The organism is Deinococcus aerophilus (genome assembly GCF_014647075.1).
Classification (GTDB): domain Bacteria; phylum Deinococcota; class Deinococci; order Deinococcales; family Deinococcaceae; genus Deinococcus; species Deinococcus aerophilus.
The window spans coordinates 60,315-73,000 of the sequence record NZ_BMOM01000003.1 but is presented as its reverse complement, the minus strand read 5'-3'; the positions used below and the strand labels follow the sequence as shown (position 1 = coordinate 73,000).

Here is a 12,686-nt window from a genome sequence, read left to right as displayed (position 1 = left end):
GTGGGGAGCGCTTCTGCTGAGGTGTTATTTCGGGTTACGGGCCACGTTGATGAAGCCGCCGGACTGACTGGTCACCACGCCCGTAGAGCCACCCGCCGTCGTCGACATGTCCTCGATCAACCAGGAAACCGAGTAGGTGCCGACATCCGAGAAATTCTGCGACACTCTGATGGGTGCCCCGGATGTCTTCGCGAAGAAGTCGGTGCCCACCTGCTTGCCGTTGGCGAAGTACACCGCAATTACGCGGGAGTTCGCCGGTACGTTGTTCAGCGTCCAGACGCCACTGGTGAAGGTCAGTTCACCCGGTGTCGGGCTGGGCGCATCCGGGCTGGTGGACGTGGAAACCGTGTATCCGGGACGCGTCAGGCCGCGTTCCACTTTGACCGGAACGCACTGAATATTCCGGTTGCCCTCCGCATCGGCCGTGGTCACGCGCAGATCGTAACGTTGCCCAGTCTTGCTGTCCGGCACGTAGGTGGAGCCGTCAATATCGAGTTTCGGAACGAAGACATCCTGGGTCTGGTAAGGCAGCAGGGCCGCACCGGGAATGTTCAACACAAGGATATTGAGCTCACTCTCGCCACTGACGATGCTTCCGCTGGCCTGGCACTGGCGGGTGCCGTCCGTCTCGATGTTCCCTTCAGCGTAAGGCCCCACGATCCGCGCCTCGACGTACTGAATGCTGGTGTTATCACTGACGGTGGCGAAGAAGCCCGAACCGCTGTCGATCCTGGCCGGAACACGGGTGCCGCCGGTCAGGGTGACCGCAGTGGGGAAGCTGATGGTCGCAGCGGGCGGATTCACGCTGACCGTGTTCGAGGTGAAGCGACTGATGACGCTCAGGGGCTGGACCGTCCCCTCGACAGTTACCTGAGCAGAAGCGCGCACGGTGTAGGTATCGGCAGGCAGGCTGGCAATGTCGAAGGTGGTGTCACAGGTATAGGTGGCGGCGTCAACGCTCGCAGCGCAGGAAACGACTTTCTGCTGGATGAGCTGACCGCGGTAATCCATGAGATCGACGTTGACAGTGGCGGGCGTGAAGGTAAAGTTCGTGTCGCCGCTCCGGGTCAGCGTGACCCTGACCGGCACGCTGGGCGTGGTGACCGCAGCTCCGTCAGAGGGTGCCGCAATCGCCAGGACAGGTTTGAGGACGTTCTTGATTTCAGCTTCAGTCACTGGGCTGATGCTCCGGAGACCTGACTTCGTGTACGCGATCAGGGACAGTTTGGCAATCCCGTTGGCCAGTTTTGTCGTGTCAATGCTGAAGGTCGCCTGTGACTGTGTGGTCACGTATGTCGAATTATCGATGATTCCCTTGGCATCCGTGATCTGCAGAATCGTCCGGTCAACCTGACTCAGGCTGTCATAGTTCCCCGAGACGTTCACACTCATGTTGCCGCTGTAGGGTGCGCCTCCAACTACGGAGAGCTTGGGATCTGGAGCCTTCTCGACGGGTGCGGAGTACCGGAAGTTCCGCTTGACGGTGCTGCTGTTGCCTGCTGCGTCACGGGCGATGTACTGCACGGTGTAGTCGCCAGCGACTGATGGGGTGAACACGGCGCTGTATGAAGATCCGTTCTGCCGACCGAGGGTCGTGAGTGTCTGGCCCTGCAAGCCCACGAGCACCTCGATGCTCGTGACGCTGGTGGTTGCGTCCGTAGCCGTGGCCGCCAACGTGATGGGCGCAGTGGTGAACTGCTGTGGATTGGTCTGGTCATCCGGGAGGGCTGGAACGATATCCGGGTCTGTGGAGTCGATCGTGAAGGTCACGGTGCGGGTGCCGACGTTGCCGACGTTATCGACAGCGTTGGCAGTCACAGTGTGCTGACCGTCGCCGGTAATCGGGCCTGCGACGGATTTCCCGTTCTCGCTATACGTGACTGGGATGGTCACATTGGCGCTTGAGGCGGCGTCAATTGCCGTGGCGTTCAGGTCGACGGCTGCCTTTGTCAGGCTGGGGGTATTCCAGGTGATGACGGGCGCGGTCTTGTCGACGAACACGGTGGTTTTGGCAATACCCACCGTGCCCAGCGAGTCAGTGAAGCGAACACCGACGTCGTGCAGGCCCTCGTTCAACGTGTCGAAGTCGAAGTTGAATGTCGGCTGAGCAGCAGGTGCCGTGAGACTGCTGCGCGTCTGACCGTCAACCTGCAGGTCAGCCAGACTGAAGCTGGGGGCGGTGGTGGTGGCCGTGGCGCTGACCACCAGAGGACCGCGAACGTAGGCAAGGCCGGAATCGGTGAACTTGGCGCCCTTGGGATTCGCGCTGGGCACCGTGATGCTCGGATCGTTGGCGATGGTCACGGTGCTCGCCGTCTGAACCTTTACGCCGCTCACAGTTGCGTCGGCGCTGGCGTTACCGGCCCGGTCGGTGGCTCGCGCTGTGATGATGTAAGGGGTACCGTCCGTCTTGCGGGGGAACCAGGTGACGCTGCCGTTTCCGCCGAGCGTACCAATCAGTTCTTCGCCACTGCCGTCGTTCGCGTACACCTTGACGCTGGCGACGCCAGTGCCACTGTCCTGGCCGATCACGTTGATGGTCACCGGGGTGCTGGTGAACATCTGGCCCTGGGTGGGGCTGGTGATCTGCACGGTCGGGGCGGTGCCGTCGTACGTGTAGGTGGAGGTGGCGGTGCCGGTGTTGCCAGCTGTGTCGGTGGCGCGCACCGTGACAGTGTGTGTGCCGTCCGTCTTGGGCAGGGTGGGCACGGTGGCCGTGAATGCGCTGCCGTCAACGCTGTACTCCCGTGTGACGGTGTCGCTGGGAGTCGTGTCGGTTGCCGTTGCTTTCACGGTAGCGTCGCTGGTGCTGCCCAGCAGCGCGCCATTGGCGGGGTTGCTGATGGTGACGGTGGGGGCAGCGTTGTTCACGCGTACAATCGCTTCGGAGGTCGTGAACGTGTTCCCGGCGTTATCGGTGATCACTGCCTTGACCACGTGATTCCCTTCGCTGAGCTTGGTGGTGTCGGTCGGGAAAGTGTATGTCCTGTTTACCCCGGTGGTCTGGGTTCCGCTCAGCAGACCATCAATGTACAGGCTAACCGTGGCAACGCCACTGGCCGCATCTGTGACGGTCGTGGTGTCGAAGGCCGTCACCGTCAGCGCAACTTGGCCTTTGATGTCGCCAGCAGGAGCATTGATATTCCCGGTGGGGGGTGTCGCGTCACTGCTGGTCAGGTTGACCTTGATGCCGCTCAGGGTGGTGGTGCTGGTGCGGCCGGTCTTGTCGGTAGCGGTGGCGCGCAGGGTGTACGTGCCGCTCATGGGGGCCCAGGTAACGTCGCCGCTGGCCGCCGTGACGACCCCCACCTGCGTGTAGCTGATGCCGTCCTTGCTCGCTTCCACGAGAATGCGGTCCAATCCGCTGACGGCGTCGGTACCGGTGACGCTGATCTTGATGGGATTCTGCGTGAAGCTCTGGCCCTGCTGGGGGCTGATGATCTGCACGGTGGGGTCGCTGGCGTCCACCGTGATGACCTTGGCAGGGCTGCTGAAGCTGCGGCCGCCGTCGGTGACGGTGGCGGTGACGCTCTGCTTGCTGCCATCGGCGCAGTCGGCCCCCAGGGTCCAGATGTTCCCAGCGATGGTGCCGCAGGTGGCGGTGTAGATGATCTGGCTGCTCAGGTCCTGGCCGTTGCGGGTGGCGGTGGCCCGCAGAGTGACGCTGCCACCTCCTTTCACGAAGTCGCTGGCGGGGCTCAGCCACGTGAAGGTGGGCGCGGTCACGCCTCCGTTGTCGCCAGTGCTGGCGGCATTGAAGGTCACGGCAATGTTGCGGCTGGTCACGAAGCCTACGCTGTCTTGCGCTTCAACGGTGAAGATTACAGTTCCGGCAGTGCGGGCCGTGTTGCTGGGCGCTTTGGTCAGGTCCACTGTCATGGTGCTGCCACTGACGGATTTGACGAGCGTGCCACTTTCCAGCACACGGATGATCACGGGACCGGGGGTATTCTCGGTATCGCCGCGGGTATCCTGCGCCGTAACGCTGAGCAGAGCGGCGTCACCGACGGTCAAGGTGGCGGTCTCTGCAGCAACTTGGCCGTTCAGATTCATGGTGTTCAGGGTGGGTGCGGCTGCGTCAATGAGGAAGGGGGCCTTAATGGTCGTCACGGCGCCGGCGTTGTCCGTGGCTTCCACGGCCACCTCATGCTGTCCGCCGGTCAGGGCCGGAAGAGGGAGTGTAATGGACGCCGCAGGGGTCAATTCGATCTTGGCACCATTGTCAATGGAATAGCTGACCTTCTTGATGCTGCCGCCGATATCCGGGTCGGAGACGCTGACGTCCAGGCGGCCGCGGCTGGGCAGATAGGTATCAGGGGTAATGGCGCGGCCACCGGCCTTAATATTCACAGTGGGCGCGTTGTTCCCAGGGGTGCTGGGGGTGCTGCCGCCACCACAGGCGACGAGGGTTCCGGTCAGAAGGAGAAGAATGGGGTTGCGGGGAACAATTTTCATTCAGCGGACCTCTTCGGTAACGGTGGCGATGTAAACGCGGACCTGTGCCTGGGGAATGGTGACGGTACGGATGGTGCCGAGGGTGTCCTGGCCGCTCAGGGTGATGTTCATGCGGACTTCAGCACAGCCCCCCTGACCGGGCGCAAGGGCCGCGGAGCCATCCACGCAGCTGTCAGCGGCAGCAATAGCGGCCTGTTCGCTTAGCAGATACAGGTTTGCACCCGGCTCGCCAAACGTGACTGGCGTGGCTGTTTTATCGGTGTAGGTGCAGCTTGCAGCGTTACTGGGGCAGACGTACCCTTCGGGAACTTTAAGGATCATAGAGATGTTGAAGACGTTGGATGGTGCGGCAAATGGAGTACCGGATGCATCCGTGTACACGATCTTGGCCGAGGTGATCGTCAGTCCCAGGCTGGCGGCCTGCACCTGGAAGTTCAGGTTGCCCTGAGTAGACTTGTATGCCTTGACCTCACTGCCTACGTACGCGCCGCGTGTTCCGTCAGCATTTTTCGAATAGACGTTGACGACGTCGGCACTGACTTCAGTGCCATTCAGAGCGGCCGTCATGCCGAAGCCCTGACCGACATTCACACCGGTTTCACCGCACGCTGCAAGAATAAGGGGGAGGGCGAGTAGGGAGAGTTTCTTCATGCGGGGTCCTCCGGGACGGATCTTTCACTGAACAGTGGAGCCTGTAGAAGGCCAGCTGCTTTGTGCTGGCCAGAAAACCGACGTTCCCGGCGATTACAGCACGGCATTCATTACCACTTTCTTGCTGAAAGTTCGCATCAGCCAAGCGGCTCCAGCCTGAAACCGACCATTGCCCGAGGAACGTATAAGGACGCCGCACGCCCTGATTGCAGACAGGAGGGGTGCGGCGTTCTGGGTGTTGCAAAGATGTACGGCTGGAAGGGGAGCATCACCTTGCAGACAAACACCGAGGAATTGAGGTGCTTGCTTGCCTAAGCGGGGGTTTCTGGACCAGTGGGGTCTTTCAAGAGGGGATTGCGGATGTAGAAGGCGAGCCGCTTCATCCCAGCCAGGAAATCGACGTTCTCGACGATTACAGCACGCCATTCATCACCAATTTCTTGCTGTCCACTGCCCTCAGAGGGGCGGCCTTCGGGCAGACGCGGCCCGATGACCACCGGAGCAAAGTTCAGGATGCCGCGTACCCCGGCGTCCACCAGCGCCTGCGCGGCGTCCTGGGCACGCTCGGGTGGCACGGCCAGAAACCCCATGTCCACCTTGTTGTCCCGCACGAAGTCCTTGAGCTCGTCTATGTGGCGCACCGTCAATTGCCGCACCTGCCGCCCCACCAGCTCGGGACTGACATCGAACAGGCCCACGTACTGAAACTGGTAATCGCTGGCCCCCGGATAGTTGGCGATGGCCTGTCCCAGCCGGCCCACGCCGACGATGACGACGTTCCAGGTCTGGTTGAGGCCCAGCACACGCACCAGTTCCCGCTTGAGCAGGGCCACGGTGTACCCCATGCCCCGCGTTCCGAAGCGCCCAAAATAAGCCAGATCCTTGCGGACCTGGAAGGCGCTTACCCCCGCGCGCTCGGCCAGATCGGTGCTGCTGGTGCGGGCGATCTCCTGCCCTTCAAGCTGTTCCAGAATGCGCAGGTAGGTGACCAGCCGGCTGATGGCGGCGGTGGGGATCTCGGACATCAGCGCACCCGGAAGTGATCCAGGTTGTTGGCGTCCAGCCGGTTCTCGGTGCGGGTGAGGGCGTCGCCGGTGTAGGGCCCTACCGCCACCGTCACCTTACGTCCCTCGGGGGCGTTCACGGTGGGCACGTAGCCCAGGTCACGCAGCTGCTCGACCAGCTTCTGCGCGCTCTCGACCCGGTCGAAGGCCCCGACCTGCAGGTAGACCGGACCGTTGGGGGCTGGGGCCGCCGCAGCGGGCACCGGGGTGGAAGGAGTGGAGGTCGCCGGCGCTGGGGTGGCAGTGGGGGCCGGCGTGCTGCTGGCCGGACGGTTGCGCGGCGGGTACAGCAGCGCGCCGGGATACGCCCGCTGCACGTCGCTGAGCGCCTGCCGGGCGGTGGCCTCGTCGGCGAAGGGGCCAATCTGCGCCACCACCTGTTCACCCACGTCAATGGGATAGACCGTGTATCCCAGCGAGCTGACCGGAGCCGTGCGGCTGAGGGCAGTGCCCTCGCTGCCGAAGGTGCCCAGGCTGATGCGGTAATCGCTGCGCAGCGGGACCCGGCTTTCGCTGGTGGCCACGGCGCCGCCGCTGCGGGGAGCAGGCGCGGCGGTGGTGGTATCGCTGGCCGGAGTCTGACCGTCGGCAGCCGTCGCGTCGGTGCTGGTCGTGTCGGCGGCGGGGGTATCCGTCGCAGCCGCCTCGGGGACCACCGGCGTGGCGGTGATCACGGGAGCTTCCGTGGTTCCGGCGGTGTCTGGCGCCGGTGCGGGAGCCAGCGTGACGTCGCTGGCCGTCTCGCCACCGGACGTGGCGCTCGGCGCGGGAGCCGCGCTGTCCGGCGTCTGGGCCGTGCTGGGCGCGGCGGGGGTGATCGTGGGAGCTGCCGGAACACTGGCGGTGTCAGGAGCGGTGGTGTCGGCAGCCGCCGGTTCGGAGGCCGTGGTGTCCGGGGTTGCCGCATCTGGCAGCGGGGCGGTCGCGGTGGTGTCCGCAGCCGGGGAGGTGTCTCCGGTCGTGCCGGGGGCCGTGGGCACGGCAGGCGGGCTGGCCGTGGCCAAGCGGTTTTGTTGCAGCAGCAGGGCCGCAAAGCCGCCGAGCAGAACCACCACCAATACCGCAATCAGCAGGTCGGGCCAGCGGCGGGGAGAAGAGGCCGGTTTGCTCATCGGCCACTCCGTGAGGCATAAGGAGCCGTCGTCTGGACAGTGCGTTGCTGTGCCGGCAGAAGGCTCCGGCCGTGTGTTGCGCTCCGTTGAATGCCGCCTGTGCTGTCTGCGGCCCGATTGAAAAGGCCCTGGCCCGGTGTGTTTGCCCGCATAAAACCCTCCTGAAAAGTCCGGCATCCGCGCCCCCTGAAAATGGTGGCCGGCCCCGCTACACGGGGACCCTGCAGAATGCCGCGCTTCAGCTTACAAAAAAGCGTATGAGCGGGGGACAGAGCGTCTGCCTTTCCTGTGAGTGGCTTTCCCGTGGGTGGGCGGTGGCCTCAGGCTAAATGCAGACGACAGCGGGCGGCGGGGCATTGATACCCCGCCACCCATATACAGACCAGCTACTGTTTGAGTGCTTCCCTGGCCTTGGAGCTGCCCAGGTTGGCCGCGGTTTTCAGGGACTGCCGGGCATCCTCCTCATGCCGCTGCGAGCGCTGGGCCAGACCAAGCATGTACCACGCCTCGGCCGCCTTGGGGTCCTCGGTAACCAGACCGCGCAGCACGGCCTCGGCTTCCGGGTAACGGGCGCTGGCAAGCAGGGCCGAGGCCAGGTTCAGGCGGGCGGTGGGCGTGGGGCTCAGCCGGACGCTCTCGGTCAGGGCGTCGGCCGCCGCCGGGTAGTCCTGGCGGGCATAGGCGCTGAGGCCCAGCCACAGGGCAGTCTCGGCGTCGGGACGGCGGGTCTGGCTGGATTTCAGGGCGGTGACGGCGCGGGCGTACTGGCCCTGGCGGTAGGCCGCCACCCCCTGGATGAACAGCGCGCGGGTCAGGATGGTCTCGTCCGGGCGCAGTTTGAGGGTGAGCAGTGTGTCGTTGGCGGCCTCGGCGTAGCGGCCCAGGTTCAGGCGCACGGCGGCCAGATCGGTGCGGTACCCGGCATTTTTGGGGTCCAGCTTGACGGCGCTGATGTACGCACTCAGGGCGCCGGCGCGGTCGTTGCGGGCGGCCCGCCACTCGCCGATGTGGGCGAAGGCGGCGGCGTTGCGCTGGTCCTCACGGGCAGCGTCCTCGGCGGCGCTGAGGGCCGCGCGGGTATCGCCGCCCGCCGCCAGAATCTCGGCCTTGCGCAGCAGCAGCGCCGAACGGGCCGTGCCGTTGCCCGCCCGCAGCACGGCGGCGTCCAGCTCACGCGCGGCCCGGTCCGGCAGGTCCTGCGCCACATAGATGTCGGCGAGGAGCAGCGCCGCGTCTAGCCGCGAGCCGTCGCGCTGAAGCAGCGCGTACACGCCCGGCAGGGCCAGCGTTCCCTGACCGGCCAGCGTGCGGGCCTGAGCCAGCCGGTAGGTCACCTCCAGATCGTTGGGGGCCAGCGCGGCGACGGCGGCCAGGGTGGTGCTCAGCGCGGCGTAGTCCTGCTTACGGGTCTGCTCGGCGGCCAGGGCTTCAAGCACCTGCCGCTGTTCCGCAGCAGAGGCCTGCCCGGCCATCAGGCCCGCCGCCTGTGTATACAGTTGCAGCGCCTGCTCGTGGTCTCCCCGGCGGCCGGCGAGCACGCCCAGGTTGTACGGTCCCTCGTAGCGGTCCGGGGCCAGCGTCATGAACTGCCCGAGCTCGAAGGCCGCGCCCTTGTCGTTGTTCAGGGCGAACAGCGCCAGGGCCAGACCGAAGTGCGGTTCGGGATTGGTGTAGTTCTGGGCCACCAGGGCCTCAAAGGCGTCACGGGCCGGAACGTACTGGCCGGCCTGGAAGGCGCTGCGGGCCTGCCCCAGCCGCTCCTGCTGCTCGGCGGTGAGTGGAGTGACAGGCATGCGGGGGGTGGGCGTGGCAGGGGCCGGGGTAGGGACCGGCGTCGCCACGCTGCCGGACGTGGGCGCAGCCGGAGTCTGGGCGGACTGGCCCGCTGCCTGTTCGGGCGTGGGCCGCGGAGGCAGGGCCGGCACCTTGAGGCTGGGCATGGCGGCCGACTGCAGGGTGTTCTGAATGCCGACGGACGTGACGGTCTCCATCATGGTCTGGGCCGAACTGCCGCTGGCGAGGCCCATCAGCCCGATAAGCAAGGAACGTTTGTAATGCTTCACCTGAAAGCCTCCTGAGATGCGGGTCGAGAATCGCATCCAGGGTAGCGGGCGCTGTCTTCCTGAACCCTTACTGTAAATGGGGTCGGAGCCGCACCCTCTTCAGGAGGCCGCGCCGCTGGGGATGCCGCCGGTCACCGCTCCGGGCCGTTTCAGCGCGAGCTGGCCGCACGCCGCGCCCGCATCCTTGCCGCGCGAGCGGCGCACGCTGACGTCCACGCCGCGCGCTTCCAGCAGATCGTAGAAGGTCTGGATGTCGGCCTCGGTGCTGCTCTGGAAGCCTGAGCCATCCCAGGGATTCATGGGAATCAGGTTGACGTGGCTGACCAGCCCGCGCAGCAGGTCCGCGAGCAGCTCAGCCTGCCACGGATGGTCGTTGATGCCGCGCAGCATGGTGTATTCGAAGGTGATGCGCCGCCCGGTCACTCCCTGATACTCGCGCGCCGCCGCCATGATCTCGGCAATCGAGTTGGCCGCTCCGGTCGGAATGATGCGCTGGCGGGTCTCCTCGTCGGGAGCGTGCAGGCTGATCGCCAGCTTGAGGCCCAGATCATCCTCGGTGGCCAGCCGCTGAATGCCGCGCGCAATGCCCACGGTCGACAGGGTGATGCGGCGTTTGCTCATGCCCAGCGCCTGCGGGTGCAGCAGGATGCGGGCCGCTTGCATGGTGTTGTCGTAGTTCAGCATCGCCTCGCCCATGCCCATGAACACCAGATTGCGCAGTTCGCGGGGGGCCAGCCCCTCACCTCCGGCCACGGCGAGCACCTGCCCCACGATCTCGCCGGGCGTCAGGTTGCGCCCGAAGCCCATCGCGCCGGTGGCGCAGAAGGAACACCGGGCGGGGCAGCCCACCATGGTGGACACGCACACCGTCTTGCGGTCCAGGTACGGCATGTAGACCGCTTCCATCTGCCGTCCGTCGTGCAGGGTGAACAGGTACTTGACGCTGCCGTCATGGCTGCGTACCGTCTCGATCTCGCGGAACGGATTGAGGTGATACTGCTGCGCGAGTTCAGCGCGGGCCGGCCCCGGAAGGTTGGTCATGGCTTCGAAGCTTCCCACCCCCTGCACGTACACCCATTCCAGCAACTGGGTGCGCCGGAAACCCTCCAGCGGGTAGGAATCGGGGTGAAGGTCGAGAAGAAGCTGCATCCGGGTAGTTTAGGGCCTGCGCGCAGCCGGCAAGGTGACGGCGAACTGTTCTCCTCTGTTCAGAGGTGGGGCACAGTTCAGGTCAGTGGGACAGCTCAGCTCAGTGGAACGGCGGCTCCGCCCACCCAGACCTCGCTGCCCTCGGCCATTCCGGCAAACTGAACGGTCAGCCGCGCAGGTTGCCCCGGTTTTCGCTGCGCTGCCTTCAACAGGTGGGTGTCGTCGGGCAGGCGGCCCAGCCGTCCCAGCGCTCCCACCGTGCAGGCGAGCATGTTGCTGCTCGCGGCGTCTTCCAGAAATCCTTTCAGGGGACCAAACGCCCGGAAGCTCAGGTCCGCGTGCCCGGGCCCGCCCGGCGTGAACACGATCAGCCCGGTCGTGCCGGTGGCGCGGCCCAGTGCCGAGACTGCCTGTGCGTCGGGCATGAAGGCGTCCAGCGCGGCGAGACTGCCCACCTCGACCACCAGGTTGGGGCGGCCCAGGCTGGCCGTCCAGATCCGCTCCGGCGTCAGGCCGAGGGGGGCGGAGAGATCGGCACTTGTCCCGGCCACCTTTACCTCGGCGACCTCTGGCACTCCCTGACGCAGCAGCCACTCGCCGCCGCACAGCTGGGCGGGCAGGGTCTCTCCGCCCATATGAACCTCGGCCACGTCCAGCAGGTGCGGGCGCAGGTGCGTCAGGGCCGCAATGGCTGCGCTGTCCGAACTGCCCTTCTCCTTTTGTGGGGTGAAGACCCGCAGAGAGACTTCGGACGGGCTGACGGACTGTATGAACACGCTCAGGGGGGCCCCGGCCTGTGCTGCCCGGGCCTGCAGGTCGCCTCCCACATCAGGACCCTCCGGACCAGCAAAGACGGCGACGGCCTTGCCGCCCTCCCCCTGCGCGGCGAGGACACGGTAGCGGGCGGCCAGGCGGAACACGGTCATGTCCTGATTCTGACTGGCCTCGTCCCCCGACACTCCGCTGCGCGTTACGCGCTGACCCATTCGCGCAGCAACTCTTCCAGGTGTGCGTCGTCCAGATCATCGTTCTCGGCCAGGGCCTTGATGTGGTCGGTGACGCGGCGCAGGGCGTCCTCGCCGTAGTGCAGGCCCAGCTCGCGGGCCTTGTAGGCGATCGCGTGCTTGCCGGTAACCTTGCTGCCCGCCTGGATGCGCCGGCCCACGCCAAACGCGCCGGGCGGAATGGCCTCGTACGCACCCGGATTCAGGTAGATGGCCTTGAGATGCATGCCGGCCTTGTGGTTGTAGGCGAATTCGCCGGTCAGGTAGTTGTTCCAGGGAATGGGCAGCCCCACCATGCGGGCAATCATGTTGTCGAGCTGCGGCAACATTTCCAGGTTGTACTTGTCCACCAGTCCCTGAGGATCGAAGGTGAACATGCGGGCCAGAAAGCCCCCCAGCGGCGTGATGCCGTTGCGCTCGCCGATGCCCAGAATGGTCGTGTCGATGTGGGTGGCCCCCGCCTCGATGGCCTCGTAGGCGTTGCTGACCGCGCAGCCGGTGTCGTTGTGGCCGTGGAACTCGATGCCACATTCGGCGTGAATGACGTTGCGGACCTCGCGCACCAGGGCGTAGACCTGCCTCGGCGTCGCCACCCCCACCGTGTCTGCCAGACCGACCCGGTGAACGCCCAGATCGGAGACGGCGCGGTACACCGCCATCAGGTCGCTTTCCTCGCTGCGGAAGGTGTCCTCGGCGGAGAAGCGCAGTTCCAGGTCCGGATGGTTGGTCTTGATCCAGCCGATCACCGTCTGGGCCGACTCGATGATCTGCCCAATGTTCTTGCCGTGCGAGAACTCGCGCAGGAAGCTCGATGTTCCGAACAGCAGGTCCAGACCGTCCACGCCGGTGTCTACCGCCCGCTGCACATCATCCATGTGGCAGCGCACGTGCGTGAGGAGCTTGGCCTTCAGCCCCAGCCCAGCCAGCTGGCGGATATCGGCGGCGGTTTGGGAACTGACCATCGGGGTGGTCAGCTCGATGTACTCGGCTCCGAAAGCGTCGAGCGCCCGGGCAATCTCGATCTTGTCGCCGCTCTTGAAGTTGCCGCGTGCAAACTGCTCGCCCTCCCGCAGGGTGGAATCGATGATGGCCCAGGAGTGGGCGGGAATGGGCGGGCTGATGGTGGGGGCGTCGGCGGGGATGTCCTGGGTCATGGGGGCCTCTCGTGCCGGCATTCTGGCAACTGGC

At 65.5% G+C, this 12,686-nt stretch carries 8 protein-coding genes; all 8 read right to left on the bottom strand.

Annotation, left to right across the window (positions count from 1 at the left end):
* Positions 1-24: 24 nt before the first annotated feature.
* The 8 genes from IEY21_RS02815 to lysS all read right to left on the bottom strand — a co-directional run bounded on the left by IEY21_RS02815 (position 25) and on the right by lysS (position 12,652).
* Complete coding sequence (locus IEY21_RS02815) at positions 25-4,455, bottom strand: beta strand repeat-containing protein (RefSeq protein ID WP_188901149.1); 4,431 nt, start codon at positions 4,453-4,455, stop codon at positions 25-27.
* Positions 4,456-5,106 (bottom strand): hypothetical protein, encoded by a 651-nt coding sequence (locus IEY21_RS02810; protein ID WP_188901147.1) that lies wholly within the window; start codon positions 5,104-5,106, stop codon positions 4,456-4,458.
* Positions 5,107-5,417: 311 nt separating this feature from the next.
* Positions 5,418-6,131, bottom strand: coding sequence for a redox-sensing transcriptional repressor Rex (locus tag IEY21_RS02805; RefSeq protein WP_188901145.1), 714 nt, complete (start codon positions 6,129-6,131; stop codon positions 5,418-5,420).
* Positions 6,131-7,282 carry an SPOR domain-containing protein gene (locus IEY21_RS02800; protein ID WP_188901143.1) on the bottom strand — a complete coding sequence of 384 codons (1,152 nt, stop codon included), beginning with the start codon at positions 7,280-7,282 and terminating at the stop codon, positions 6,131-6,133. Before IEY21_RS02800 ends, IEY21_RS02805 begins: the two co-directional genes overlap by 1 nt.
* Before the next feature lie 386 nt (positions 7,283-7,668).
* Positions 7,669-9,345: a tetratricopeptide repeat protein gene (locus tag IEY21_RS02795; protein WP_308424809.1), complete on the bottom strand. Its 1,677-nt coding sequence runs from the start codon at positions 9,343-9,345 to the stop codon at positions 7,669-7,671.
* 99 nt (positions 9,346-9,444) lie between these two features.
* Positions 9,445-10,494 carry a dual-specificity RNA methyltransferase RlmN gene (gene rlmN / locus IEY21_RS02790; protein WP_188901140.1) on the bottom strand — a complete coding sequence of 350 codons (1,050 nt, stop codon included), beginning with the start codon at positions 10,492-10,494 and terminating at the stop codon, positions 9,445-9,447.
* 95 nt (positions 10,495-10,589) lie between these two features.
* Positions 10,590-11,420, bottom strand: coding sequence for a PhzF family phenazine biosynthesis protein (locus tag IEY21_RS02785; RefSeq protein WP_188901138.1), 831 nt, complete (start codon positions 11,418-11,420; stop codon positions 10,590-10,592).
* Between the two features lie 44 nt (positions 11,421-11,464).
* Entirely contained in the window at positions 11,465-12,652 is a 1,188-nt protein-coding gene (gene lysS, locus IEY21_RS02780) for a homocitrate synthase (RefSeq protein ID WP_188901136.1), read from the bottom strand.
* Positions 12,653-12,686: the final 34 nt, after the last annotated feature.